The organism is Stenotrophomonas sp. 1L-E-5-B-C3 (genome assembly GCF_057292075.1).
This window is the reverse complement of sequence record NZ_JBXAWS010000005.1, coordinates 83,713-107,286: the sequence shown is the minus strand read 5'-3', so window position 1 is coordinate 107,286 and position 23,574 is coordinate 83,713. Positions and strand designations below refer to the sequence as shown.

28 protein-coding genes and 1 pseudogene are annotated in these 23,574 nt (G+C 66.5%); 25 read left to right on the top strand and 4 right to left on the bottom strand.

Going from position 1 to position 23,574, the window contains the following annotated elements; genetic code table 11:
• Window positions 1–43: 43 nt before the first annotated feature.
• On the bottom strand, window positions 44–505 hold the full coding sequence (locus AC0Z6F_RS08425) for a helix-turn-helix domain-containing protein (RefSeq protein WP_485617035.1): 462 nt from the start codon (window positions 503–505) through the stop codon (window positions 44–46).
• Window positions 502–1,428 (bottom strand): LysR substrate-binding domain-containing protein, encoded by a 927-nt coding sequence (locus AC0Z6F_RS08420; RefSeq protein WP_485617034.1) that lies wholly within the window; start codon window positions 1,426–1,428, stop codon window positions 502–504. Before AC0Z6F_RS08420 ends, AC0Z6F_RS08425 begins: the two co-directional genes overlap by 4 nt.
• Window positions 1,429–1,518: 90 nt before the next feature.
• Between AC0Z6F_RS08420 and AC0Z6F_RS08415 the strand changes: the two genes are divergently transcribed.
• The 5 genes and pseudogenes from AC0Z6F_RS08415 to AC0Z6F_RS08395 all read left to right on the top strand — a co-directional run bounded on the left by AC0Z6F_RS08415 (window position 1,519) and on the right by AC0Z6F_RS08395 (window position 4,343).
• Window positions 1,519–2,559 carry a hypothetical protein gene (locus AC0Z6F_RS08415; RefSeq protein ID WP_485617033.1) on the top strand — a complete coding sequence of 347 codons (1,041 nt, stop codon included), beginning with the start codon at window positions 1,519–1,521 and terminating at the stop codon, window positions 2,557–2,559.
• Entirely contained in the window at window positions 2,556–3,437 is an 882-nt protein-coding gene (locus tag AC0Z6F_RS08410) for a TolB family protein (RefSeq protein ID WP_180889214.1), read from the top strand. The genes AC0Z6F_RS08415 and AC0Z6F_RS08410 overlap by 4 nt, the downstream gene beginning before the upstream one ends.
• Window positions 3,438–3,505: 68 nt before the next feature.
• Window positions 3,506–3,607: pseudogene (locus AC0Z6F_RS08405) on the top strand (GFA family protein); the annotation flags it as partial.
• 75 nt (window positions 3,608–3,682) lie between these two features.
• Entirely contained in the window at window positions 3,683–4,042 is a 360-nt protein-coding gene (locus AC0Z6F_RS08400) for a GFA family protein (protein WP_485617119.1), read from the top strand.
• Window positions 4,035–4,343: a DUF6958 family protein gene (locus AC0Z6F_RS08395; RefSeq protein ID WP_006368465.1), complete on the top strand. Its 309-nt coding sequence runs from the start codon at window positions 4,035–4,037 to the stop codon at window positions 4,341–4,343. Before AC0Z6F_RS08400 ends, AC0Z6F_RS08395 begins: the two co-directional genes overlap by 8 nt.
• Here AC0Z6F_RS08395 and AC0Z6F_RS08390 read toward each other — a convergent pair whose 3' ends face one another.
• Window positions 4,344–5,699, bottom strand: a complete 1,356-nt coding sequence (locus tag AC0Z6F_RS08390; protein ID WP_006368468.1) for a sigma-54 interaction domain-containing protein — start codon at window positions 5,697–5,699, stop codon at window positions 4,344–4,346.
• 396 nt (window positions 5,700–6,095) lie between these two features.
• Between AC0Z6F_RS08390 and AC0Z6F_RS08385 the strand changes: the two genes are divergently transcribed.
• The 17 genes from AC0Z6F_RS08385 to AC0Z6F_RS08305 all read left to right on the top strand — a co-directional run bounded on the left by AC0Z6F_RS08385 (window position 6,096) and on the right by AC0Z6F_RS08305 (window position 18,669).
• The gene (locus AC0Z6F_RS08385; protein ID WP_006368470.1) at window positions 6,096–6,629 is read left to right on the top strand and encodes a hypothetical protein; all 534 of its coding nucleotides are present in this window, start codon (window positions 6,096–6,098) and stop codon (window positions 6,627–6,629) included.
• Window positions 6,626–7,243: a hypothetical protein gene (locus tag AC0Z6F_RS08380; RefSeq protein ID WP_153675702.1), complete on the top strand. Its 618-nt coding sequence runs from the start codon at window positions 6,626–6,628 to the stop codon at window positions 7,241–7,243. Before AC0Z6F_RS08385 ends, AC0Z6F_RS08380 begins: the two co-directional genes overlap by 4 nt.
• 43 nt (window positions 7,244–7,286) lie before the next feature.
• A complete protein-coding gene (locus AC0Z6F_RS08375) occupies window positions 7,287–8,603 on the top strand; it encodes a hypothetical protein (protein WP_012511147.1) in 1,317 nt (438 codons plus the stop codon).
• A 99-nt stretch (window positions 8,604–8,702) separates the two neighbouring features.
• The gene (locus AC0Z6F_RS08370; RefSeq protein ID WP_485617032.1) at window positions 8,703–9,407 is read left to right on the top strand and encodes a C39 family peptidase; all 705 of its coding nucleotides are present in this window, start codon (window positions 8,703–8,705) and stop codon (window positions 9,405–9,407) included.
• Between the two features lie 13 nt (window positions 9,408–9,420).
• Window positions 9,421–10,170 carry a hypothetical protein gene (locus AC0Z6F_RS08365; protein WP_485617030.1) on the top strand — a complete coding sequence of 250 codons (750 nt, stop codon included), beginning with the start codon at window positions 9,421–9,423 and terminating at the stop codon, window positions 10,168–10,170.
• Between the two features lie 46 nt (window positions 10,171–10,216).
• A complete protein-coding gene (locus tag AC0Z6F_RS08360; RefSeq protein ID WP_485617029.1) occupies window positions 10,217–11,509 on the top strand; it encodes a transporter in 1,293 nt (430 codons plus the stop codon).
• Between the two features lie 185 nt (window positions 11,510–11,694).
• Entirely contained in the window at window positions 11,695–13,374 is a 1,680-nt protein-coding gene (locus AC0Z6F_RS08355) for a hypothetical protein (RefSeq protein ID WP_485617027.1), read from the top strand.
• A gap of 31 nt (window positions 13,375–13,405) precedes the next feature.
• Complete coding sequence (locus tag AC0Z6F_RS08350) at window positions 13,406–14,359, top strand: NUDIX domain-containing protein (protein WP_485617026.1); 954 nt, start codon at window positions 13,406–13,408, stop codon at window positions 14,357–14,359.
• Window positions 14,360–14,603: 244 nt separating this feature from the next.
• Window positions 14,604–14,894, top strand: coding sequence for a RebB family R body protein (locus tag AC0Z6F_RS08345; protein ID WP_005416648.1), 291 nt, complete (start codon window positions 14,604–14,606; stop codon window positions 14,892–14,894).
• 43 nt (window positions 14,895–14,937) lie between these two features.
• Window positions 14,938–15,207: a RebB family R body protein gene (locus AC0Z6F_RS08340; protein WP_006368769.1), complete on the top strand. Its 270-nt coding sequence runs from the start codon at window positions 14,938–14,940 to the stop codon at window positions 15,205–15,207.
• Window positions 15,208–15,233: 26 nt separating this feature from the next.
• The gene (locus tag AC0Z6F_RS08335) at window positions 15,234–15,500 is read left to right on the top strand and encodes a RebB family R body protein (RefSeq protein WP_006368771.1); all 267 of its coding nucleotides are present in this window, start codon (window positions 15,234–15,236) and stop codon (window positions 15,498–15,500) included.
• Window positions 15,501–15,560: 60 nt separating this feature from the next.
• Entirely contained in the window at window positions 15,561–15,833 is a 273-nt protein-coding gene (locus AC0Z6F_RS08330; protein ID WP_005416651.1) for a RebB family R body protein, read from the top strand.
• Between the two features lie 70 nt (window positions 15,834–15,903).
• Entirely contained in the window at window positions 15,904–16,140 is a 237-nt protein-coding gene (locus tag AC0Z6F_RS08325; RefSeq protein WP_006368775.1) for a RebB family R body protein, read from the top strand.
• Window positions 16,137–16,721: a RebB family R body protein gene (locus AC0Z6F_RS08320; protein WP_485617024.1), complete on the top strand. Its 585-nt coding sequence runs from the start codon at window positions 16,137–16,139 to the stop codon at window positions 16,719–16,721. The genes AC0Z6F_RS08325 and AC0Z6F_RS08320 overlap by 4 nt, the downstream gene beginning before the upstream one ends.
• Before the next feature lie 47 nt (window positions 16,722–16,768).
• On the top strand, window positions 16,769–17,116 hold the full coding sequence (locus tag AC0Z6F_RS08315) for a hypothetical protein (RefSeq protein WP_006368778.1): 348 nt from the start codon (window positions 16,769–16,771) through the stop codon (window positions 17,114–17,116).
• Window positions 17,117–17,134: 18 nt separating this feature from the next.
• Window positions 17,135–18,220 carry a hypothetical protein gene (locus AC0Z6F_RS08310; protein ID WP_197583767.1) on the top strand — a complete coding sequence of 362 codons (1,086 nt, stop codon included), beginning with the start codon at window positions 17,135–17,137 and terminating at the stop codon, window positions 18,218–18,220.
• Window positions 18,221–18,432: 212 nt separating this feature from the next.
• Window positions 18,433–18,669 carry a hypothetical protein gene (locus AC0Z6F_RS08305; protein WP_012511154.1) on the top strand — a complete coding sequence of 79 codons (237 nt, stop codon included), beginning with the start codon at window positions 18,433–18,435 and terminating at the stop codon, window positions 18,667–18,669.
• 56 nt (window positions 18,670–18,725) lie between these two features.
• On the opposite strand, the gene AC0Z6F_RS08300 is transcribed toward AC0Z6F_RS08305, so the two are convergent.
• Window positions 18,726–20,219 (bottom strand): helix-turn-helix domain-containing protein, encoded by a 1,494-nt coding sequence (locus tag AC0Z6F_RS08300; RefSeq protein ID WP_012511155.1) that lies wholly within the window; start codon window positions 20,217–20,219, stop codon window positions 18,726–18,728.
• A 520-nt stretch (window positions 20,220–20,739) separates the two neighbouring features.
• Between AC0Z6F_RS08300 and AC0Z6F_RS08295 the strand changes: the two genes are divergently transcribed.
• Genes AC0Z6F_RS08295 through AC0Z6F_RS08285 form a run of 3 tightly spaced genes read left to right on the top strand, consistent with a single transcriptional unit; the run spans window position 20,740 to window position 23,506 of the window.
• On the top strand, window positions 20,740–21,879 hold the full coding sequence (locus AC0Z6F_RS08295; RefSeq protein ID WP_012511156.1) for an SPFH domain-containing protein: 1,140 nt from the start codon (window positions 20,740–20,742) through the stop codon (window positions 21,877–21,879).
• A gap of 20 nt (window positions 21,880–21,899) precedes the next feature.
• Window positions 21,900–23,252 carry a membrane protein gene (locus AC0Z6F_RS08290; RefSeq protein ID WP_012511157.1) on the top strand — a complete coding sequence of 451 codons (1,353 nt, stop codon included), beginning with the start codon at window positions 21,900–21,902 and terminating at the stop codon, window positions 23,250–23,252.
• Window positions 23,249–23,506, top strand: a complete 258-nt coding sequence (locus AC0Z6F_RS08285) for a hypothetical protein (protein WP_006368914.1) — start codon at window positions 23,249–23,251, stop codon at window positions 23,504–23,506. The genes AC0Z6F_RS08290 and AC0Z6F_RS08285 overlap by 4 nt, the downstream gene beginning before the upstream one ends.
• Window positions 23,507–23,574 lie beyond the last annotated feature (68 nt).

Genomic DNA, 23,574 nt, shown 5'->3' with positions numbered 1-23,574 from the left:
TGCTCTTCGAGGGCACTCCCTCAGGCGCATCGCGGGAGGTTGCTTACGCGGAGCGTTCGCTGGCAACTGCGGCGCGACGGCGCTTTTCCAGCACCGCGATGTTCAGGTCCGGGCGCTGCGCGGCACGTGCGTGGCATTCCGGCACGGTGGCGGGTAGCGATTGGCCGGCGCGCTCGCGCTCCCGCACATTGCCCGGACTATCGCCGGTGATGTCACGGAAGATGCGGCCGAACGTACCCAGGCTGGACCAGCCGGTCTGGGCGGCGATCTCGGTCACCGGCAGATCGGTGTCGCGCAGCATGGCCACCGCCCGCTCGATGCGGCGACTGAGCAGGTAGCGGTGTGGCGGCAGCCCGAAGGCCTGCTTGAACGAGCGCGCGAAGTGCGCCGGCGATACCGCACTGACCTCGGCCAGGCGCGCGACTGACCACTCTTCGTGGCTGGCGCGGTCCATCCGGTCCTTGGCGCGCAGCAGGCGCCGCAGTAGTTCGGGGCTCTGGTTCATGGCGTCACCGCTTTGGCCAGATGATGACGTGCTGCACGCCGTGCCTCAGCCGCCTGCTCGCCAAGCCAATCACGGAACGCGCTGACCTTGACGCTGCCGCTGCGCGCAGTTGGTGCCACGAACCAGAAACTGCGGCCGTCACTGGCCACACCTGGATGAGCCTGTACCAGTCGCCCGCTGTCCAGCTCTGCCTGGAACAGGATCGGCGAACCAATGGCGATCCCCTGCCCCGCAATCGCCGCACCGATGTCCAGGTGCTCGACAGCAAATGGTGCAACAAAATTCTCCCGCGCCGGCGGTGGGATCTGTCCATGAGCGGAGAACCAGACTGCCCACCAGTCTGGTCGCCCGAGCAGCGCGACATCCAGCCCGCCACGACCCAGGTCACGTGCGGCTGGCAGCAGCGACGGTGCGCACAGCGGTGTGAATACGCTGGGAAACAGGGGCGTGGCCTGCAAGCCGGGCCAGTCGCCATGCCCGTTGCGGATGGCCGCGTCGAAACGACCCGCTGCCAGGTCCTGCGGTTCCGCCGATAGATCCAGCTCCAGCACAAGCTGCCGGTGACGCGCGCGGAAGCCGCCCAGTCGCGGCGTCAACCAACTGGTGCCCAGCGTTGGCAATACGGACAGGCGCAGTCGCGCTGCATCCATGTCCGCACCGCGCATGAAACTGGCACGAAGTGCATCGAATGCCCTTGTAGCCTCCTGCGCGATGCTGGCACCGGCAACCGTCAGTTCCACATGCTGTGCGTGGCGCAGGAAGAGGCAGGTACCAGTCTGGGCCTCCAGCCGCCGCACGTGGTAGCTCACTGATGCCGCAGTGGTGTCGAGCTCTTCGGCGGCACGCGCGAAGCTGCCCAGCCGCGCCGCCGCCTCGAAGGCGCGGATGGCGGCAAGCGATGGCAGCTGGCGTTGGGTGACCATAAGTGTGACTTAGCCTGAGCCCCGATATCTGCGTGGTCAATCCCCCGCGCACCCGCAACGATGGAGGCCCTTCGGTAGGGGATCACGCACATGGATCGACGGCAGTTCCTGGCCACCCTGACCGCTACGGCGGCGTCCAGCGTCCTGCCCTCCGGGTGGGCCCTGGCCAGCCACAGCGAAGACTGGAAATGGCTGCAGGGCAACTGGCATGTCCGGCACCAACGCCTCAAGGAGCGCCTGGCCGGCGATACCCGTTGGGAGTCCTTCACTGGCTCCAGCGCGGTCTGGCTGACCCTGGGCGGACTCGGCACCATCGATGACAACGTCATGGCGCTGCCTTCGGGCCCCTACAGGGGCCTGGGCGTGCGTGCGTTTGATCCGGTGTCTTCCATGTGGTCGATCTGGTGGATCGATGGCCGCAACCCTGCCCACATCGAAGCCCCCGTGCGCGGCGCTTTCGAGGGCGATGCCGGCAGCTTCCGCGGCACCGACCGGATCGACGGGCGCCCGATCGACGTGTGGTTCCGCTGGCATGACATCCACGGCGAGGAGCCGTGGTGGGAACAGGCATTCTCCGACGATGCCGGTGCGCACTGGGAAGTGAACTGGCGCAACTGGTTTCGCCGCACTGCGGCGGCCCCCTCTCCACTTCCGAGGCTGCCGGATGCACCGGGCGATTTTGATTTCCTGGTGGGCCATTGGAACGTGCGCCATCGTCGCCTGCGCGCTCGGCTGGCAGGCAGCGATGCTTGGGACGTGTTCAACGGCACCCTGCACAACTGGCCGGTACTGGGAGGCTTCGGCAACGTGGGTGACAATCTGATGCACGTACCTGGAGCGCCGCTGCGTGGCATGGGCATCCGCGCCTGGAACGCGGCTGAGCGGCACTGGCTGAGCTGGTGGCTGGATGGCCGGGAGCCGACCCGGATCGGCGTACCACTGCGCGGTGGTTTCGAGGCCGGAGTCGGCCGCTTCTTCGGCGAAGACCAGCACGACGGGCGAGCGATCCAGACGCGGGTGATCTGGTCACGCATCACACCGCGTTCGGCGCGCTGGGAACAGGCGGCCTCGACCGATGGTGGGCGTAGTTGGGAAACCAACTGGGTCAGCGATTTCGAGCGACGGGCATGAAGGCGCTGCTGGCCGTGATGCTGCTGGTGTCTGCGTCGCCTCCCGCGTCTCCATCGAGGGTGCTGCAGATCGTCGGCCCCGGCGAACGCTTTGCCCCGGGCGTTGCCTCCACGCAGTACGACGAGATTCGACTGACCTTGAGCCCCGACGGCAAGACCGCACTGTGGTTCAGCCGCAACCGGCCCGGAGGTCCGGGTGGGTATGACATCTGGGTCTCGCGCCACGACGGGCAGCGCTGGCGACCGGCGACGCCGGTCTCGTTCAACACACCGGGACGTGAGTTCGATCCCGCGTTCTCCGCCAATGGCAGTGTGGTGTACTTCTGTTCGGATCGTGCAGGCGGCCAGGGCGGCGACGATCTGTATCGGGTCAGCATGGGTAGCGAGGGTCGATTCGGGGAGCCGGTCAATCTTGGCCCCGCAGTGAACAGCGCGGCCGATGAGTTCGCGCCAATGCTCTCGCCGGACGCAGGCACACTGCTGTTCTCCAGCAATCGTGCAGGCGGTGCGGGCGGCCATGACCTCTACGTCGCAGCGATGGTCCGTGGCGTGGCGCAGCCCGCGCGGCCGCTGCCCGGAGACCTAAACACCGCGGCACAGGAGTTCGATGCCACCTTCCTGGGCGACGGCCGAACGGTAGTGTTTGCCCGCGCTCTGGACTTCGGCAATGCACCGGTGCGCCAGTTCATTTCCTACGTTCATGGGGGCCGTTATGACGCGGGCCATGCGTTGCCGGCCCCCTTGAACGATGCCTCCGGCGACAGTTACGGCGCGATGCTCGATGGCTCGCAACCCGACACGTTGACCTATTCGGCGCGGCGCGCGGACGGCACAGGGCTGGATCTGTACCGCATCCGCTACCAGATGAAGCGCCCTTGACGGTGGATGTTGTCGATTTCCGCAGCCCCGGTTCGTCGAGAGAATGAATACCCCAGGAGAAAATGTAGATGCCCTCCCATCAGTCCCTCGCCTGCGCCTGCGGCCAGGTCCGCCTGACCGCCACGGGCCAGCCCATTGCCACCGTCGAATGCTGCTGCGACAGCTGCCGCAAGGCCGGCGCCATGCTGCAGTCGATGCCTCGAGCGCCGGACGTACTGGGCCCGCATGGCCAGACGCATTTCGTAATGCATCGCAAGGATCGCGTCAGCATCGATGCAGGACATCCCTTGCTGCGCGCGTTGCGGTTGTCCAGCAGGGGCGGCAGCCGCCGCGTCCTGGCGAGCTGCTGCAATACGCCGCTTTTCCTGGAGTTCAGCGGCGGCCATTGGCTGAGTCTGTATGGCCTGTTGTGGCCGGCATCGACAAGACCCGCCGTGGAGATGCGGACGATGGTCAGTGATCTTGCTGATGCGTCTGCCCTTCTCGACGATGTGCCGAACCTGAAGACCCGGTCACTGCGGTTCTATGCCCGGTTGATGAAGGCGTGGATCGCCATGGGCTTCCGCAGCCCACGCATCGAGGTCGCCGGAGACAGCCATGTCTGAGCCCGAGCGGATCGAGATCGAAAGCATCACCACGCCCGGTCACATCCAGCGCGTGGATCGCGCCAAGTATCTCGCCATGCGCCACGCCTTGCTCTTGAGCTTGCCTGCGCAACCGCCGGGCCTGACGGTTGCGCAGGCGAAACAGGCGCTGTTGCCGCACCTGCCCGCCTCCCTGTTCCCGGCAGGGGCCACCGCCGGTTGGTGGTTGAAGGCGGTGCAGCTTGACCTGGAAGCCAAGGGCGTGATCGAGCGCGTCGCGGGCAAGCCGTTGCGCCTGTTCAAGCACCTGCCGGCCGGCTGATCAGCGCTGCGCAGGCAGTTCCAGCCGGTGCTTGCGGCACAGCCGATACACCGTGACCCGCGAGATCTGCATCTGCCGCGCGCACTCGGAGACGTTGTAGCCGGTCTGGCGCAGGGTCTGCAGCAGCACATCGCGCTCGGCCTGGCCGCGTGCGTCGTGCAGCATCGCACCCGGCAAGCTCGGGGCCGGTGCGCCCAGTTCCAGATCGCGCTCGCTGATCAGCTCGCCCTCGGCCATGATCGCCGCCCGCTGCACGCGATTGAGCAGTTCGCGTACGTTGCCGGGCCAGTCGAAGCGCCGCAGGGCCTGCAACGCTGCCGGGGCGAAGCCACGTGCGCGCACCGCATGGCGCAGGCGGAAGCAGCGCAGGAAGTGCTCGGCCAACAGCTGCACGTCGCCTCCGCGCTCGCGCAGCGGCGGCATCGGCAGCCGCAACACGTTGAGCCGGTAGTAAAGATCACTGCGGAACCGCCCCTGCGCCACTGCCTGCTCCAGCTCTACATGGGTCGCGGCAAGCACCCGCACATCGGCGCGCAGGGGCTGGCTGCTGCCGACACGCTCGAAGGTGCCCTCCTGCAGCACCCGCAGCAGGCTGGTCTGTGCTTCGGCGGGCAGGTCGCCCACCTCATCGAGGAAGACGGTGCCACCATGGGCCGACTCGAACACGCCAATCTGGCGCTTGTCGGCACCGGTGAAGGAACCGCGCTCGTGCCCGAACAGTTCCGATTGCACCAGGTTGGCCGGGATCGCACCGCAGTTGACCGCAATGAACGGCCTGCCGGCGCGGCCTGACAGCGCGTGCAGTGCATGCGCTGCCAGCTCCTTGCCGGTGCCGGTCTCGCCGGTGACCAGCACCGGCAATTCGACCGGTGCAAACTTGTGCAGGACGGTACGCACCGCGTGCAGTGCCGGGCTCTCGCCGATCAGTGCACGTGGCGTGCTGCCATTGCACGCTTCATCCGGCGGCGGGTCGTCAGCATCGAACTGCTGGCGCATTGCGCTGACCATGTCCTGCAGCCCGAACGGCAACGTAAAACGTGCCAGGCAGCGCTGCAGCAACGGCAACCACGCGGGCGGAGCGGCACCTGGACTCGGCGGCATTACCGCCAGACATGGCAGGTGCTGATGTTGTTCGATCCACGGCAGCAGCAGTTGCAGCGCGGCTGCATCCAGGTGCCGTAGATCAAGCACGGCGAGCAATCGATCGCGTCCGCGCAGGCCGATCGCCATGGCCGGATCAGGATGGATGCTGCGCACATACCAGCCCGCCGCAGCCAGCGCACTGCGCTCGCTGGCCGACGGCTCGCCAAACCACAGCACGCAACGTGATGTAGAAGCTTCCGGGACCGCTGCCATGCTTCCCCCAGCATCCGGACACCGTCGGCGGACTGTCAGCCAATCACCGGCGTGCCACCCTCCGCCGGGACCTCTACGGCCACCGCGGCGGCCTTTGTTGGGCGGATCCTAGCGCTTCGCTAAACGGCAGCGCAATGAGCGCCGCGTCAAGGAATGCACGGCTGAAGCCGCACCGTTGCAGTCCGCGCCGACGGCTGTAACAACAATGCGACAGTCCGCCGGGCGCCTTGCCCTGCGGCGCTTGGCGCGGCGCAATCGCAACATTTCTTCGACATGCCTGTAACACCCTGGCAGCAGCGATGCCTCGCACCGTGTCCGCCCCGTGTTGCCTGGTGGGCCTTCTGCAGTTGGCACGGTTGATGCGTGGTTCCGCCGCACCCATCGCGGGAGATCGGCATGGACGGTGTCACCCCAGTTCTTCGCAGACTCGGCCCCTCAGTGGCCGTCCTGCTGTTGCTGCTGCCGGGGGTTGCGGCAGCATCGGGCGCCCGCCAAGGGGTGAAGCCGCAACCGGGCGAAATCGTCCTGTTGCGCGATGTCTCGGCACGTCCGGCCTATCGCATGGCGCCACCGGGGATGGCATTGATTGCCGACCCGAAGCCGCAGCGCGAGATCGCCGCGGCCCTCGGCAGCGGTGGCGCCTCGACCGGCATGGACGAGCTCAGCGACGACGACTATGCCGGGATGGGTGCAGGCCACACTGCCATGGTCGCGGCGCCTGGCGGCACAACGGTAGAGCGCGTGACCCAACAGGCCCTGGGCAGCACCCTGGGGCGTGGCGGCGATGGCATGGTCGGCAGCAGCCTGGGCGGCGCCATGAGCGGCCCGCTGGGCGCGGTGGGCAACAGCACCCGCGGCATCGGCGATACGGTGCGCGGCGCGTTGGCCCAGTTCCCGCTGCAGGGCACGGCCCCGGCAGGTGGAAAATGAAGGCCCTGCACGGGTTGCTTCTGCTGCTCGCTGCAGCGCCCTGGGCGACCCGGGCCGATGACTACAGCGGCATGCTCGCCTATCTCGACGTCGCCCGCATCGACGGCCACGCACTGGCTGGCGCCAGCGGTGCCATCGCCGTGAACCAGGCCGCCGGCGACCTCAACCTGCAGGCCAATCTGCGCGGCATCGCCCACGGCGAACGCGCCGAAGTAGCGATCAGCGCCCAGCAGCTGCAGCGCGGCAACCGGGTGTTGTCGGCGCCGATGGAGGCGTCCGCGCTCATCGGCGGTAACGCACTGGCCGGTGCCAGCGGCATCGCTTCGATCAACCAGGCCAGCGGCATCGCCAACACGACGCTCAACGTCGTCAGCGCGACGCTGGCTCGACAGGGCATACGCGAATCCGACGACACGGCCCTGGCCGCCGAAGGTTCCGCGTTGGCAGGGGGGCGGGACGACGCCGGTCGCGGCGTTGCGACGGGGACCCGCAGCGCCGGTGTAGCCAGCACCGCACTGCGGGGATTCGACGGGGTCCTGCAACTCAATCAGATCGCGGGCAGCGGCAACGACACAGCCAACGTGCTTGGCCTGGTCGTGCAGGACCGCCCGTGACAACCACCCAACCGATGCACCACCTGATGAGAGAGAGGGCACCATGAAAGCGACCGTCAAACAGACCATGCTCGCCATGGCGATTGCCACTGCCTCGACCGCCGCTGCGGCCAATGGCTGGGACAACCAGAACGCCAATGCGAACATCAACCACAACCACACCGTCAGCGAAACCCGCAACGACACCCACAACCATACCGACAACGACGTACGCAACCGTACCGTCAACGTCAATGTGCAGAAGCACAGCAACATCCAGGCCGACGAACGCAAGGAGAAGAACAACCACGGCGTCGACGTGAACCTGGAGAAGGACCTGCGCCTGAGTACCGACATCAACTTCTCCGGTGACCCGAACATCACCGGCGACATCGATCTCGACTCCGCCGCCATCGCGGTGATCGACAACCGGCAGTCGATCAGCAACAACGCCACCAGCAACAGCCTGGTCACCAACAGTGCCTCCATCGGCGACAGTGTCGGTGCAGGCGCTTCGGGCAACCTCGGCTTCAACGTGGTGTCGGGCGACAACAACGCCCAGGACAACGCCGCGTCGCTGTCCGCTGCCGATGCATCCTTCAGCTTCGGCATGGCCGACGCTGAGGTGTTCGTGAACCAGGCCGGCTTCGGCAACGCCACCATGAACTCCGGCGTCACCAACGCCGCGGGCCTCGGCGGCAATGCCTTCGGTGGTGCTTCGGGCAACATCGGCGTGAACATCGCCTCGGGCAACAACAACGAGCAGAAGAACGCGCTCGCGGCCTCGGTAGCGACCACTGCGGTGGCGCAGTCGAGCATCAGCTCCAACCAGGTCTCCACCGGCAACACGGTCAGCAACGCCGGCTTCGTGCAGTCCTATACCGACACCGTGCAGGTCGGCATGCGCGGCGGCGTCAGCGGCCTGACCCTGGCCTACGGTGCCGGCACCTACCGCGGCACCGGCAACGCCTACCAGATGGCCAATTACTACCTGGACACCTGGAATGGCGAGCTGCCGCACCCGGGCGGCAACAGCACCGGCCACATCGACCTGGACAACGAAATCCAGAACGCCACGATGAACCCCAACCGGCCGGGGGTGGGCGGGCTGGGCTTCGATACGCGTGAGAGCGGTACCAGCCAGTTCGTCGAACTGGGCGTGGCCGATCTGTACGCCAGCCTCAGTGGCACGGTCAGCACCACGCGCTGGGTGAACGTCAACGCGACCAACACCTCGGCGTTGTCCGGCAGTGCCTTCTCTGGCGCCTCCGGCAACATCGGCGTGAACGTGGCGGCGGGCACCGGCAACCTGCAGGCCAACAGCCTGGCCCTGGCTGTCGCCCAGCCCAGCACCGGCGGCGGTGGTGGCAGCGGCGAGTAAGCGCAACACCCCGGCCGTCCGCCAATGGCCGGGTTCCCGGGAGCCCCTGTTCCTCCTCCCCCTTGGGACAGGGGCTCCCCCCTGCTGCCGGAGAACGTGATGATCCGTTGCCGCCTCTCGATGCGCCTGCTCGCGATGCTGTTGCTGCTGGGTACCACTTCCGCGTGGGCGGGCGAGGTGCGCTTCAGCGGCGTACTGCCCAATGGCGCGTTGCTGCAGCAGAGGGTGGAGAGCATGCAGGAGCGGCGCTACCGCAACGTGGTGCGCCAGCACACCGATTACAGCTGTGGGGCCGCCGCGCTGGCCACCATCCTGCGCCACGCCTACCACCTCGATACCGACGAGGCGACGGTGATCGAGGGGATGATGGGGGTCTCCGATCCCGCACTGGTGGCCGAGCGCGGCTTTTCGCTGCTCGACATCAAGCGCTACGTGGAATCGCTGGGCATGCGCGGCCGCGGCTACCGTATCGACGAATCCCGTCTGCGCACCCTGCGCGTCCCCGGCCTGGTGCTGATGGACGTGCGCGGCTTCCGCCATTTCGTGGTGCTCAAGCAGGTGCGCAACGGCATCGTGGAAGTGGCCGACCCGATCCTGGGCAACCGCAGCCTGGCGCTGCCTGAATTCCTTGCGGCCTGGCCATCACGCGCGGTGTTCGTGGTGATCGGCAGCGATTTCGATCGCAACACCGCCCTGCTGCAACCCAGCGAGCGGCCCAGTGCGCGCGCGCTCTATGCGCGGCAGGGGCCGATCACCGATGCCGAACTGGTCGACTTCGGCTTCAGCCATGCCGACCTGTTCTGAAGGAGGTTCGACCATGTTCCGCCAACCGCTGATGATGGCCCTGTTGCTGGCCTTCCCTGCCCTGCCCCTGCAGGCAGCAGAGGGCACGCCCGGTCGAGGCCTGAAGGAAATTCCGGACCCGGAACTGAGCCTGATGCGAGGCCGGTACACCGTGGGCGGCAACAACGTGGCCTGGTTCGGGGTGACCATGGTTTCGCAGTGGCAGGCCGGCAACGGCAGCACCCTGCAGGGCGCATTGACCCTGGCCATGGACTTCCGCGGCGGCGGTGCGCCGAAACTGAGCTTCCAGCCCAGCGTGCATGTCACCGCTGCAGATGCGCCACTGCCGGACACCCGCGGCCGCAGCATCGACAGCAGCGGCCTGGCCAACGCCAGCGGCCTGGTGCAGAGCGTACAGGTAGCCGGCGATGGCAACGTCGCCCGCAATGTCACCACGCTGAGCGTGCGTGATGGCGAGGTGCCTTCTGCAGTGAGCGATGGCGCGCGTTCGGTCAGCACGCAGCAGTCCGGCGCAACCGCGACCGCGGTGCTCGATGGCAACCAGGCCCGCCTGCTCCTGCAGGTGGATGGCCAGGGCCTGGTGCAGCAATGGATACGCAACGGCAGTGTCGGCCAGGGCATCGCCCTGGCCGGTGATGGCCAGATCGCCAGCAACCAGCTGCGGCTGGAGCTGGTGCGCGACACCGTGGGCGGCAACCTGCCGTTGAGCCAGAACGTGGCCCAGGCGATTGCGCTGAACCGCGGCATGGGGCCGGGCCAGTAGCACGGCGAGGCATTGGGGGAAGCGCTTCACAACGCAGGACACCAACATGCACACCCTTCTGAGGATCACCCCGCTGGCGCTGGCGGCGCTGGCGGGCACCGCGCTCGCCGCACCGCCAACAGGCGATGACGGCGCTGACGTGCAGGCCCTGGCCAACCAGCTGGAACAGCTGAAATCCAACTACGCACAGGAAGTGCGGCGGCTACGCGAACTGGACATGCAGGTGCAGGCGATGCAGGCGCGATTGAGTGGCCGGGTGGGCCCGGCCACAGCCACGCCCGCCGCGCCGCTGGCCGCGGCGGCCGCCGCGGCCGTTCCACCCAGCAGCGAAGGCTACGCCAGCACCGCTGCCGAGGCGCAACAGGCCAAGCAGGAATCACGGCGCAGCGTGGATGATGTCAAGCAGCAGCAATCCGCGCTGTTCTCGCGGCGCTTCACCATCGAGAACAGCCTCACCTACGCCCGCTACGACCGCAAGCAGCTCACCCTCAACGGCTTCCTCGCCCTGGACGCGATCTTCCTCGGCAACATCGCCATCGAGAACGTCGAATCCGATTCGTTGACCTACAACGTTGCGGCTCGCTGGGGCGTCAGCCCCAACCTGACGCTGAACCTGGATGTGCCTTACCTGGCGCGACGCACGGTCTACCAGAAGGGCGGTGCCGGTGGCGCAGCGGCGGCCGTCGCGCAGGAGGAAACCAACGGCAACGGCCTGGGTGATATCGGTCTGAGTGCGAACTACCGCCTGTTCGGCGAGCGCGGCTGGCGCCCGGAAACCGTGCTCACTGCCGGCGTGACCGCGCCGACCGGGCGCGCGCCCTACGGCCTGGACTGGAAGGTGATCGAGCGCGACGACGATGACTACATCCGTTTCGCCGTGCCGCGCGAGCAGCCCACTGGCAATGGCGTATGGCAGGCCAACCTGGGCCTGTCGATGGTGAAGACCGCCGATCCGGCGATCCTGTTCGCCAACATCGGCTACGTGCACTCGATTCCACGCGGGTTCAATGACATCGACAGCAATCCGGACACGATCAATCCCGGCGACGTGAAGCTGGGCGGATCGGTGTACTTCGGCGCGGGCGTGGCGTTCGCGTTCAACGAGCGCACCAGCCTCAGCCTGTCCTTCAGTGACCGCATCAGCGCCCGCGCCTCTACCCGCTTCGAGGGCGGCAAGTGGATGAAGGTGATCGGCAGTGACGCCAACGCGGCGTCACTGAATCTGGGCGTGACCTATGCGCTGAACCAGCACACCACCCTGGTGACCCTGCTTGGCATCGGCCTGACCCCGGATGCGCCGGACTTCACCCTGGCGTTCAAGATTCCGTACATGCTCTAGCGCCTGCGGCCCGGCCCGGCGACGGCGCGGCTGCGGCCCGCCGTCGTCGTCGATTCCGCCGCATCGGCACACATCCGCGCGATGACCCCGCATTGCGCGTCGATTCCGCCGATTCCCGCAGTCTCCCCGTTTCTAGCATGCCCCTGAGCCGGCCATTCCGGGCCTCGCGCCGAACAGGGTGCTCCATGTTGAACATCATCCGCGACGACATCATCGGCTGGATCGTGAAGGACCCGCGTCCGAAGGACGCCTTGACACACAATCACATCGTCGTCGACAGAGGCGGCGAAGCCATTCCGTGGAATACCTATGGCATGGAGATCGAATTCTGCACGCACGACAGTGCGATCTTCGCCTTCACCCACGTGGTCGCGGCACGCCTCAAACCCGGTGAAATCCCCTGGGAGAACAGCAAAAAGGTGAACCTTGGGCAGGACGGCCCATGGATGATCGAGTCGGATTCGGACAACACCTTCGAACTGGTCAGTCCGCCGCTGCGCTTCAACACGATCAGGTCCGCCTACGAATTCAAGGAGAAACTCGTACAGGCACTGCGTGACTCGGTGACCGTCACCGTGCCCCCGCAGCATGTCGGCATGCAGCTGGAAGACATCGCGGTTGATGACGTGTCGCCCATCGTCGCCTGCCTGTTCCACCGCTGGGAGGAGCGCTTCCAGTTACGCCTGCACGGCCTGCTCAGCGACGCCGCCCAGGCCAGGCAGCTTGACCTGGCCGTGCTGGACAACGATGGCTCGCATCCTGCCCCGCCGTCCAGCGAGTACGCCAGCTGGGCCAGCGTGGGCGATGAGATCAACGTGTACAACGTCGACGACGGCATCAACATCCCAGCGGGCCGCTACCGGCATCGCCTGCAGCAAGACACATGGCCCGACTACACGCGCCAGATCATCCTGGCCAAGTACAGCAAGTTCTGGTCAAGCGGGTTTTCCTCGCAGATGAACCTGCCCATGACCCTGCCTGGCTACTACCTGTACATGCTGCGCAAGACGGCCATGCCGCAGTACACCGCATTGGTGACCGGTAATGGGCAACATCCCTGCATCACCGAACGTGACAACCGCAAGCTCAATCTCTGGTACTGGCGGCACGTCCTGCTGCGGGCCAGCTGCGGCTACATCCTCAAGGTGGATCACCTGGACTCCGATCATGCCTTCGACCCGGTAGAGCTGCCGCGCTGTGCCGTGCTCTACCTGGTGGCGAGCAAGCTGCTGACCGGCGCCATGGCGTCGATCAGCGAACCGTTGCAGCTGGAGATGCAACGTGCAGCCTGGGACGCCAGCTCCACCCAGGCGATCGATGCGGACCAGGGCGCCACGCTGACCGAGGCCCAGCGCGACTGGGCGCCCTATCACAGTGGTCTGAAGGACCTCACCGGCATCTGGCTGAAGGCCTCGCTGATGGATGTGCTGCGCACGCAGGATCTGGCCACCTATCGATGGGCGGTGTCGAACCTGCCCGCCGTACTAATGGACCAGTCGATCTGGCGCAACGCGTTCGAGGACTGGGATGTGCTCAATGTACTCGAGCCGTTGCGCGAGCGTGCGGATGTGGACTGGAACGACCTGGACTACTTCCGGCGCCGCGGCCCTCGCGCGAAGCTGTGTGATCGCATACAGGGTGCTGCACAGCAGCTGGCCCAGTACCTGTTCGACCTAGGCGATGAGCAGCCGGTCATGCCTGGCCCGGTGGATCTGCCACCGCAGGATCAGCGCCGCTTTCTTGAACGCGACGGTGTCCCTGCCTGGGAAGCACGCTACGACACCCTGTACCGGCCGATCGTGACCGACGCCACAGGCCATCCGGTGCAACCGGCGCGCTATCTCGTCGAACACCGCAACAACTGACCCCCAACCACCCACACGAAGGAGAACACCAATGCCCCAGGTCTATGCCGCCGTAAGATCCGGCACCCAATGGTTGATTGCCCAGAAGCGCGTCACCAACAACTGGTGGAGCGCCTATGCCGCTCCGGTTCTGGTGATGGAGGCTGCAGCACTGTTGAACACCGCGCTGACGTCGGCAGATCGCGCCGCCCAGACCGACAGCGCCATCACGCTGCTGACCAACGCCGAGACCGCCGCCCGTACCGCCTGGAGTTCGGTGCCGGCCAATGCCGGTGCCATTGCAGCGGTCGCCGCCGCGACGGGGCAGGTTCAGACAGCCCGCAGCGTCAATACCGTCGAGGCGCTGCAGGCTGCGATTCCGTCCGTGCTGACCGCTGTCGACCGTGCCTCACTGGCGGCCGGGTTTGCGGGCCGCGTCGTGCTCGGTGCACCGCCCATCACCGTATGGCCGGATGCAGGGCTCGGCGCACGCATCGCTGCGGCACGGCTGGCGCTTGAAACCTGGGTTGCCGAACGGACGCCGGTGACCGTCAACCAGGCCGGGCAATGGGCACTTCCCGGTGGAGGAATGGGTGCTACCGAGGCGGCCGAAGCAGCGGCCCGTCGTGAGTTCGGCGAGGAAACGGGATTGACTCTGGATGCAGGCTACATCATGGACCAGGCGGTCGCGTTCTGTGACCCGCCGGACCGCGTGCTGTTCTTCCTGGTCAGCTTCGCCGCGCCCGCAGATGTCGACCTGGCGACATTGGCGACCACCCTCAACCAGAACCTTGCACCACGACCCGCCTGGATGGGCCGTCCGACATCGGAGTCGATCGTGGACTGGGAACTGTCGCGCGTACAGCAGGTGGAGCAGGCTGAGATTTCCTCCCGGCTGGGTGTACGCCAGCCGGTGGATCCGCCACCGACCGGTCCCGCGCACCGGCAGAGCATCGACTGGTATGCCGCGATCGCGCGCTACATCGAGGGCCTGCCCATCGAATGAGCCTGCGCTTGACGGGGCCGCGCCGGGTGCAGAAGCACAATCATCGAAACACCATGCCGACCAGCAATCCGCCCGTATCACGGCCCCGATCTTCACACCATTTCCCCCGCATTCTCCGTCGATTCCACCAATCCGCCAACAACGCTTCTTTCTACTCTGCATCCACGGTGAAGCACAGGCAGTTACGCACAACGCACCGTGACGCTGGATACCACGCACTTCCACCTTTTCGCAGGAGCAGGACATGGCATTTCCAACCGCGGTAAACGACCAGATCACCGATTCGGTCACCCAGGCCAACACCAAGGTGCTGGGCGATGCGCCCGCCGTGGCGGTGGGCAATCTGTACCAGGCCACCGCCCAGGCACTGGCCAACGCCGCCCACAACGCCACCAACGCGCAGCAGCAGTCCTATGTGACCGCGCAGTCGGCCACCACCATGGGCGTGGCCACGCTGTACTCGATCGATACCGCCACCACCGCCGTGGCGAGCAAGGAAATCCTCAGCACCCGCGTCCGCGGCCTGGGTTCCTGATCCGTCGTTCCGTAGCTGACCCGCCAACCTCAAGGAGCTCGACATGGCTTTTCCGACTGCAGTAAACGACCAGATCACCGATTCAGTCACCCAGGCCAACACCAAGGTGCTGGGCGATGCCCCCGCCGTGGCCATGGGCAATCTGTACCAGGCCACCGCGCAGGCACTGGCCAACGCCGCCCACAACGCCACCAGTGCCCAGCAGCAGTCCTATGTGACTGCGCAGGCGGCCACCACCATGGGCGTGGCCACCCTGTACGCGATCGATACCGCCACCACCGGCGTGGCCACCAAGCAGATCCTCGGCGCGTGATGCGCCGCCAGGCAAGGAGCTGAGCCATGGCATTTCCCACGGCCGTCAACGACCAGATCACCGACTCGGTCAGCCAGGCCAACCTGCAGGTGCTGGGCGTGGCGCCGGCCACGGCGATGGGCACGCTCTACCAGGCCACCGCGCAGGCGCTGGCCAATGCCGCCCACAACGCGACGCTCGCACAGCAGCAGATGTACGTCACGGCCCAGGCCGCGACCACGATGGGCGTCGCGCTGCTCTACGCCATCGATACCGGCGCCACCGGCGCCGCCACCCGGAAGATTCTCGGCTGAATCCAGTAAGTGCCGGCAGTCTCCGTTCCTGTAGTGCTGTCCATCCAAGGAGTTTCCACCATGGCATTTCCCACCGCCGTCAACAGCCAGATCACCGATTCGGTCTCGCAGGTCAACACCAAGGTGCTTGGTGATGCGCCAGCCATCGCAATGGGCAATCTGTTCGTGGCCACCAGCCAGGCGCTGTCCAACGCCGCGCACAACGCCACCAACAACCAGCAGCAGTCCTACGTGACCATGCAGGCCTCGACCACCCAGGGCGTGTCCACGCTGTATGCGATCGACACCGCGTCCAACGGCGTGGCCACCCGCGAAATCCTGGGTCTGCGCTGACGTGTCGGCCCGGCGTGACGCCAGCCACCGCGCCCCCGCCAAGGACGGCGTCACGCCGGGCCCCTGATCCATGCCCACATCGCCTGCCATCGGCTACCTCCTGGATGCAACCAGCAGCGGATCCGGACTGGCGATCGCTCTTGCACCATCGTTCGCGATGTCTGCCAGTTACCTGGCGATGGCCGACACCATCGGCCTTGCAATGCAGAACGCCGTCGCCAACCAGCAGCGCGGCCAGGTCACCGCCAGCGCAAGCCTGGCGCAGGTCCTCGCCTTGATCATCCAGAAGGGAGCCGTTCCGTCATGAGCACTGAGAACACCGTCAACAGCCAGATCGTCGACAGCGTCAGCGCGGCCTCCACCCTGCTGGTGGGGCAAGGACCCGCGCAGTCCTTCAGCATGCTGGACATGGTGCTGCTGGAAACGCTGGGTACCGGCATGCACAACGCCGTCGCCCGCCAGCAGGGGGCCAGCATGGTCAGCAACGCGGCGGTCACCGCCGCCTGCGCGAAGATGATCAACGCGCCCTGGCCGGTGCCACCGCCTGCTCCAGAACCGCCTCCGCCGCCACCGCCGCAGGTGATCCCCCTGCCGGGACCGGTGCCAGCCCCCCCTTCGCCTGCGGCCGTCATCGCCGCGGCCACCGCAGAAGGAAAGACCGCCATCAGCGTCCTGCAGGCACAGACCCACGGTGCCACTGCCGATGCTGCGGCCGCCAACGCCAGCCTGCACACGCTCGAGCAGCTTGCAGGCAACGGCACGGCGCCCGCGCCCGATCCTGCGCCCGACTCCACGCCTGGTCCGGATCCAGCAGCGGGTCCCGTCCAGAATTCCGCGCCAGACTCCACTCCGCACCCGTCCGCCGACGGCGCTGACGCCCCGGCCTGACACCGCGCCGGCCCTGCCCGGCCGCACCCGCCCATCAAGGAGCCCGTATGGACCCGCGCAACGTCAACGCCCAGGTCATCGATGTGATCAACCAGGTGCAGACGGCCACCATGTCCGAGACCGTGGTGACCACCAGCGGTGCCGGCAAGGCCTACCAGGCCGTGGCCCAGTCCGCCGCCATCGCCGTGCAGGATGCCGCCGATGCCCTGCGCAATGTCTCGACCATCGCCACTACCGCCGCCGGCGTGGCCATGGCCCAGTACCTGGCCACCGGCGATGAAAAGTATGCGCGGGTACTGACCCAGACGCAGACCATGATGCAGGGGGCTACCGAAGACTTCACCCGCGTTGGCAGCGCTGCTGCGAACGTCCTCAAGGGATTTCCGGCCAAGTGAGGCCGTCAGGAGCCACGCATGAGCGTTTTCATCAACGGTCGAACCACTCCGCAGACCAGCCAGCTGGGCCCGCGCAGCCGGCACGTACTTGGCCTCATCGACGGTGGCCACCAATGGCTGCAATGGGCCATCGACTCCCCTGAGCACCGCTACAGCTTCGCTGACGAAGGCGCCCTGCTGGACGGCATCCAACAGGGCCTGCATGGGTCCAGGCTGGCCTGGCTGCCCCAGGTAGGGTTGCAGGTCAGCCCGATCAAGCTGCTGAGCCTGGACAACGATGACCTTGACGTACTGCGGCGTCAGGAGCATGGCGAACACAACCGGCTTCTGGCCAACGAAGTGCAGGAGGTACTGGACAAGTACGACCTGCTGACCAATACGGCGTTGATGACGTTCCGGCCGTTCCTGGCGGCTATCGGCGCAGGCACCGCGCCGTTGTTGCAGCAACTGGACTTCCGCGAAGCCCTGCAGTTGCACGAACTGGCTTCGGAGCAGCGTGGCGCAGCCGATGCCGGGGAGACGCAGGCCGAGGCGGCGCGCTTCGCCCTGTTGCATGCACGCCGTCCCATCGAGTTTGTCGACTACTTCCACTTCTACCGCCTGGTGGCCTCCGGCGGCGGCAGCGCGGAACGACGCATCGAGGATGCCACGGAACTGCTGCGTGCCCTTTTGCCGATGCTGCTCGGCTCGCTCGACGGCCCGCAGCTTCCACAGTTGCCTTCACCGGAGCAGGTGCGCAGCGCCATTGCCGCCACGCTCGACGCCCAGCGGCAGATCGGCTATCCGCGCATTTCCCTTGCCGCCCAGCAGGCGGCGCTGTGCCTTGATCGCGGGGCAGGCGACCTGCTGGGACAGGCCCATGCACACCTGCGCAGCAGAGTGCATCGCCAGCTCGACGCTGCACAGGCATTCCTGAAGGAGCATCCGGTGGCCGGTGGCAGGCTCGGCCAGGATGGTGCCAGCGTGCAGTTCCGCATCGAAGGACGGCATCAGGAAGCGCGCGTACAGGTCGAGGACAATGTCATCACCCTGCTGGGATACCGTCGTTTTCTTGCTGATGCCGGCTCACCGGCGATGGTGGGCTACCTGGCAGGCGAGCTGTGAGCACCGCCGCATCTCCCGGACCAACCGGGCCCAGCCCCCAGCAGGTCGCCACGCAGCTGGCCATAGCCGCCAGCGCTGCGGTGGCGACCGGCCGCCAAGCTGCCCGGTTGCAGGCGCAGCAGATCCTGGCCGATGCCGAGGCAGCATTGAGCCATATCCTTGGGGGAAGCAACCAAAGCGCCCCCACTCCAAACCCACCAGGAGCACAGACCATGACCTTCCCGACCCCGCTTTCCGGCACGCAGACACCGGCGTATCCGGCCGGCAAGACCCCGATGGAGATCGCCCAGGAACTGGCGGACGCCGCCGTTACGGCCAGTGACGAAGGTGTCCGTGCCGGCATGGCGGTTTCCGAAGCGGCGCTAGAAGTGGCTGCCGAAGCCAGCCGGCGTGCAGAACAGGCCGCAGAGCTGGCGGTGCAACGTGCCGCCGAGGCGAACGCCCGATAGCGTCCGCAACGGCAGCCACGCGCCCCGGGCAGGCCTGCGCCTGCGCCGGGGTGTTGTCATTGCTCCGGAGTACGACGATAGCTGCGCGGGCTCACGCCCACCGCGCGGCGGAAGCTCTTCTCGAAATGACTCAGGTCGCCGAAACCGACCTGCAGCGCAACATCGGTGATGCGCAGTCGTTGCCCGCCGCGCAGCAGTTGCTTGGCGTGCTCGATGCGCAGCTGCTGCAGCAGCAGCTTGAAGGTGGTCCCCAGTTCGCTGCGGAACAGGAAGCCGAGGTGTGACTGGCTGACATGCGCCTGGCGGGCCAGGTCACCCAGGGTGACCGGTTCGGCGGCATGATCCTTCAGATACGCCAAGGCGCGCTTCAGCCCGTCATGCAGGCCTTCGTGCGACAGGCGGGGTGGATCCAGCACGTCGGGGTCCAGTGCGATGTCGTGCTCCGGCAATGGTGCCTGTGATGCACCACGTTCATGGACATGGTCCGTGCTGGCAGCGGCCAGCCCCGGCGCATGGCGCAGCAGGTCCTCACGACGGATGCAGCGGCCGCCGGTCATCACCGCCAGGCGTACCACCACCCGCTCCATCTCCAGCAGGTTGCCCGGCCAGTCATGCGCGCACAGCGCCAGCAGGACGTCTTCACTGAGCACATGCGGATCGAAACCGTGCAGCTCCAGCGCACGTGCGGCCAGTGCACCGATGTCCTCGACCCGCTCCCGCAGCGGCGGAATGTCCACGATGAGGAACTCCAGCCCGGCCAGCAGCGCCCGTGAGAACTGCTTCTCGCGCACCCGTTGTTCCAGGTCCGCACTGGTCGAAGCGATGACCCGTATCGGCCGGATCGCCTCCGCTTCGGAGCGTGTGGCATGCAGGCCGCGGATTCGATGCGACAGCTGCCCCTGCAGGATCGCCGGCAGCTCGTCCACTTCGTGGAAGTACAGCGTGCCGCCCTGGGCATGCGCGAACCAATCGTCGGGTTCGCCCGCAGGATGCGCACAGTTCACTTCAACGAACGGCCCCTGCCTGGCGTGGCCGCCGCTATGCAGCGCCGCAGCCAGTTCCATCTTCTCGGTACCGAACTCCCCGCGCAGCAGCACCGGCAGTCGACTGGCCGCGGCGCGTTCAATGAACTCCTCGATCTGCTTCAGTGCTTCACCCGCCCCCACCAGCAGCAGCGGCCTGCGCAGTGCCTGCTCGGCCCATGCCTTGGCTTCGTAGCGCTTGATCAGGTGCGCGCAGCGCTGTGCAAACTGCTCCCCCAGCACCAGTGCACTGCCGTCCAGCGGGCCGCACTCCCCTTCAAGATGCAGCTCGCCCAGTACCTCGCCGGCATAACGGATGGGCACCCGGTGTGATCGACCGCGCTCGGCGTCCTTGGCCGGCAGCGGCATTCCCGCTGCCATGCCTGCCATGTCGCCATGCAGCTGCACCTCGCCACCACGCATCGCCTTGTGCTGGGCCAGCTCCTTCACGAATGCGCCCAGCAGTTCGGGCAGCGACGGATAGGGCCGATAAGCGCGCTGCAGCATCTCACTGACTTGCCTGTGCATTGAAACTCCCCTTCGGAATGGCAACCCACTGCAGATGCAGCGGGCGATCACGCGATGCAGGCCGCTCCGGCGTCATCGCGGGATGCTGCGACGTCCACGCCGCATGCCGTGCCCGCAGGTCGCACCGCTGTTGCCGCGCACGCTGTCCGCTCCCGTTGCACCGGGAACTGCCTTCACCGCTGGAGGTCGGCACGGCTGACGTCGTCCAGGCCTGGGTCGTGCGCGCTGGGGCGGCACTGCCGATGACGCGCCGCCCAGTTACGTCCCGGCAATCGCATCCCTGGATTATGGAGAGCGAGTTTCCAGAAAATCGGCATGATAATGACGTGAATATCCGCGCCGGATACTCGTCGCAGCCAATCCGCCGGTTGCCGATGGATCAATCGCCTGCGGCGCGGTCTGCCACCTGGCCGGATGAATGGGAGTCAGCCGGGACGCTGGCGGCGTGGCGGCCGGCTCCACTATAGTCAGCACAGCTAGGCAGGCATGGTGCCTGCCCTCGAATCACAGGGAGTTGGACATGGGTCTGGTACAGGCGGTCAAGGGTGCGGTAGGCGGTGTGCTGGCCGACCAGTGGAAGGACTTCTACACCGTGCCGACGGGCCTGCCGTCCACGGCGGCCCTGTTCGCGGCGGTGCCGCAGGGCACCAATGCCGGCCGCGGCTCCAACACCAGCGGCTCGTCCAACATCATCAGCAACGGCTCGAAGATCGTGGTGCCGGAAGGCTACGGCCTGCTGCTGTTCCAGGATGGCGCGATCACCGCCTTCGTCGCCGAACCCGGTGGCTACGAATGGCGTTCGGATGATCTGAACTCGCAGTCGATCTTCGCCGGCGACGGCTTGGTCAGCACCTTCATCAAGCAGAGCTGGGAACGCTTCAAGTTCGGCGGCCAGCCCGGCTCGCAGCAGGCTGCGTATTTCGTCTCGCTGAAGGAACTGCCGGACAACCGCTTCGGCACCCAGTCGGAAATCTACTGGGACGACGGCTTCCTTAACACCCAGGTCGGCGCGGTCACCCGTGGCTCGTACACGCTGAAGATCGTCGACCCGATCCTGTTCGTGAAGAACTTCGTGCCGGCCAGCTACCTGCAGCCGGGCCAGGTGTTCGACTTCACCGATCTGGACAACGCCGCCGCCAGCCAGCTGTTCAATGAAGTGGTCGGTTCGCTGGCTCCCGCCTTCAGCCTGTACACGAACGATCCGAGCAAGGGCAACCGCATCACCAAGCTGCAGCAGGATTCGCTGGGCTTCGCGCAGAGCCTGTCGGCGGCAGTTGAACAGGGTTACCAGTGGAAGTCCGATCGCGGCCTGGCCATCGTCAAGACCGCCATCGTCTCCATCGAGTACGACGCCAACACCCGCGAGCTGCTGAAGACCGTGCAGCGCGCCGATGCGCTGTCCGGTTCGCGCGGCAATTCCAACCTGCAGGCCAGCGTTGCCCAGGGCATCCAGTCCGCCGGCGAGAACGGCGGCGCGGCAGGCCTGGTCGGCGTCGGCATGGCCTCGGGCATGTTTGGTGTCGGTGGCATGCAGCAGCCGACCACGCCGGCCGCCGATGATCCAGTGGCCAAGTTGAAGAAGGCCAAGGAAATGCTCGACCTGGGCCTGATCACCCAGAGCGACTACGACGCGCTCAAGGCCAAGGCGCTGGGCCTGTAACTGCAGGACGCACAACCACCATGTCTGATCCCCGAAACGGCCCACCGCCGCTGCCCGGATCCGCGCCCTCGACGCCGCCGCCCTTGCCGGCGGCGTCGCTGGATGGGCCGGGTTCGCCGCAGGACGTCCCTCCCCTGCCCGGCAGCTTCCCGCTGGACACCTCGAAGCTACCGCAGGCCATCCGCGATGAAGTGGAAGCGCCCGATCCGGTCGCCATCGACACTTCCGCCAGCGAGCTGAAGGACGGTCTCAACCGCTGCCCGAAGTGCGGCGCCACCGACATCCGGCCCAAGGCCGGTACCGATATTCTGGTCTGCCTGTACTGCCGTCACGAATGGCATGGCGCGCGGGTCGAGGAGGAATTCGGGCTGGGCGAGGCCATCGACCAGCTGCGCGGCACCGTCGTCGCCTCAGGCGCTCGTGACATCGATGCCGACACCTCGGCGTTGATGACGTTCAAGTGCACCGGCTGCGGCGCTGAGGTCACGGTCAATACCGAAAGCACGATGACGGCGCGCTGCCACTGGTGCCGCCATGTGTTCGGCGTCAACGAGCAGATCGCCAACGGCGCCGTCCCCGATGCCGTCCTGCCCTTCCATATCAAGAAGGACGACGCGGTCGCACGCATCCGCCAGTTCGTCGACAAGCGCCGGATGTTCGCGCTGAAGGCGTTCAAGGACCAGTTCACGCCGGAGAACGTGGTGGGCGTGTTCCTGCCCTATATGATCGTGGACAGCAATGTCAGCGCGGCCGTGGCCGGCAAGGGCGAGATCAAGACCCGCGAATACACGGTCGGCAGCGAGAAGAACAAGCGCACCCTGTACGACGCCGATGTCTACCAGGTCGAGCGCCAGGTGGATTTCACCGTCGATGACCTGCCGCTGGAATCCTCGGCTGAACGCGGCAATCTGGATACCCGCGCCAACACCAACAACATCATCAACACCATCCTGCCGTTCGATACCAAGAACGCGGTGAAGTGGAACGCCTCGTACCTGGCTGGCTTCACTTCGGAGAAGCGCAACCTGGATGTGGAAAAGCTGCGGCCGCGACTGGAAGACCAGCTGCTGTCGATTGCCCGCGCACAGGTGGAAGGCTCGGTGAAGCGCTACAACCGTGGCGTGCGCTGGGAACAGGAACAGCTGGAGGTGCATGGCACCCGCTGGGTGTCGATGTACCTGCCGGTGTGGCTGTATTCGTACCACCAGCCCGGCAAGAACGGCGGCATGCTGCACTACATCGCAGTGAACGGCCGCACCGGCGAAACCATGGGCAGCGTGCCCGTGCAACAGTGGAAGATGCTGCTGGCGGCCCTGGCCACCGGCACTGTCATTGAAGCCCTCGCAATCGCCTTCCTGGTGGCATCGACATGAGTGATGACAGTGGTCTCTGGCTGTTGGCGGCAGGCCCGGCCGGCGCAACCGCGCTGTACTGGGCGCTGTACCGCTATTACCGCAACACCGACAAATCGCATTCGTTCGAACACGAAACCGAGATCGAAGCCCAGCCGGTGACCGGCTCGGACCAGCAGGTGGGCCGGGTCACCGGCACCGAGGAGAAGCGCATCCGCGGTGACAACGTGTACGAGTACCGGAAACGGGTTGTGCGGGTGAAACCCGAGCCGTAGAACCAGGCCATGCCTGGCTGACGTGGGTAGTGCCGGCCGCTGGCCGGCATTCCTTTTGCTTCCAGACC

Bases quoted from the DNA above. Each gene is read 5' to 3' on its own strand.
- AC0Z6F_RS08385 (WP_006368470.1), top strand. From the start codon at position 6,096: ATGGACGGTGTCACCCCAGTTCTTCGCAGACTCGGCCCCTCAGTGGCC.
- AC0Z6F_RS08415 (WP_485617033.1), top strand. From the start codon at position 1,519: ATGGATCGACGGCAGTTCCTGGCCACCCTGACCGCTACGGCGGCGTCC.
- AC0Z6F_RS08420 (WP_485617034.1), bottom strand. From the start codon at position 1,428: ATGGTCACCCAACGCCAGCTGCCATCGCTTGCCGCCATCCGCGCCTTC.
- AC0Z6F_RS08380 (WP_153675702.1), top strand. From the start codon at position 6,626: ATGAAGGCCCTGCACGGGTTGCTTCTGCTGCTCGCTGCAGCGCCCTGG.
- AC0Z6F_RS08295 (WP_012511156.1), top strand. From the start codon at position 20,740: ATGGGTCTGGTACAGGCGGTCAAGGGTGCGGTAGGCGGTGTGCTGGCC.
- AC0Z6F_RS08325 (WP_006368775.1), top strand. From the start codon at position 15,904: ATGCCCACATCGCCTGCCATCGGCTACCTCCTGGATGCAACCAGCAGC.
- AC0Z6F_RS08320 (WP_485617024.1), top strand. From the start codon at position 16,137: ATGAGCACTGAGAACACCGTCAACAGCCAGATCGTCGACAGCGTCAGC.
- AC0Z6F_RS08355 (WP_485617027.1), top strand. From the start codon at position 11,695: ATGTTGAACATCATCCGCGACGACATCATCGGCTGGATCGTGAAGGAC.
- AC0Z6F_RS08360 (WP_485617029.1), top strand. From the start codon at position 10,217: ATGCACACCCTTCTGAGGATCACCCCGCTGGCGCTGGCGGCGCTGGCG.
- AC0Z6F_RS08410 (WP_180889214.1), top strand. From the start codon at position 2,556: ATGAAGGCGCTGCTGGCCGTGATGCTGCTGGTGTCTGCGTCGCCTCCC.
- AC0Z6F_RS08290 (WP_012511157.1), top strand. From the start codon at position 21,900: ATGTCTGATCCCCGAAACGGCCCACCGCCGCTGCCCGGATCCGCGCCC.
- AC0Z6F_RS08370 (WP_485617032.1), top strand. From the start codon at position 8,703: ATGATCCGTTGCCGCCTCTCGATGCGCCTGCTCGCGATGCTGTTGCTG.
- AC0Z6F_RS08330 (WP_005416651.1), top strand. From the start codon at position 15,561: ATGGCATTTCCCACCGCCGTCAACAGCCAGATCACCGATTCGGTCTCG.
- AC0Z6F_RS08310 (WP_197583767.1), top strand. From the start codon at position 17,135: ATGAGCGTTTTCATCAACGGTCGAACCACTCCGCAGACCAGCCAGCTG.
- AC0Z6F_RS08365 (WP_485617030.1), top strand. From the start codon at position 9,421: ATGTTCCGCCAACCGCTGATGATGGCCCTGTTGCTGGCCTTCCCTGCC.
- AC0Z6F_RS08285 (WP_006368914.1), top strand. From the start codon at position 23,249: ATGAGTGATGACAGTGGTCTCTGGCTGTTGGCGGCAGGCCCGGCCGGC.
- AC0Z6F_RS08390 (WP_006368468.1), bottom strand. From the start codon at position 5,699: ATGGCAGCGGTCCCGGAAGCTTCTACATCACGTTGCGTGCTGTGGTTT.
- AC0Z6F_RS08395 (WP_006368465.1), top strand. From the start codon at position 4,035: ATGTCTGAGCCCGAGCGGATCGAGATCGAAAGCATCACCACGCCCGGT.
- AC0Z6F_RS08305 (WP_012511154.1), top strand. From the start codon at position 18,433: ATGACCTTCCCGACCCCGCTTTCCGGCACGCAGACACCGGCGTATCCG.
- AC0Z6F_RS08335 (WP_006368771.1), top strand. From the start codon at position 15,234: ATGGCATTTCCCACGGCCGTCAACGACCAGATCACCGACTCGGTCAGC.
- AC0Z6F_RS08400 (WP_485617119.1), top strand. From the start codon at position 3,683: ATGCATCGCAAGGATCGCGTCAGCATCGATGCAGGACATCCCTTGCTG.
- AC0Z6F_RS08350 (WP_485617026.1), top strand. From the start codon at position 13,406: ATGCCCCAGGTCTATGCCGCCGTAAGATCCGGCACCCAATGGTTGATT.
- AC0Z6F_RS08425 (WP_485617035.1), bottom strand. From the start codon at position 505: ATGAACCAGAGCCCCGAACTACTGCGGCGCCTGCTGCGCGCCAAGGAC.
- AC0Z6F_RS08315 (WP_006368778.1), top strand. From the start codon at position 16,769: ATGGACCCGCGCAACGTCAACGCCCAGGTCATCGATGTGATCAACCAG.
- AC0Z6F_RS08340 (WP_006368769.1), top strand. From the start codon at position 14,938: ATGGCTTTTCCGACTGCAGTAAACGACCAGATCACCGATTCAGTCACC.
- AC0Z6F_RS08375 (WP_012511147.1), top strand. From the start codon at position 7,287: ATGAAAGCGACCGTCAAACAGACCATGCTCGCCATGGCGATTGCCACT.
- AC0Z6F_RS08345 (WP_005416648.1), top strand. From the start codon at position 14,604: ATGGCATTTCCAACCGCGGTAAACGACCAGATCACCGATTCGGTCACC.
- AC0Z6F_RS08300 (WP_012511155.1), bottom strand. From the start codon at position 20,219: ATGCACAGGCAAGTCAGTGAGATGCTGCAGCGCGCTTATCGGCCCTAT.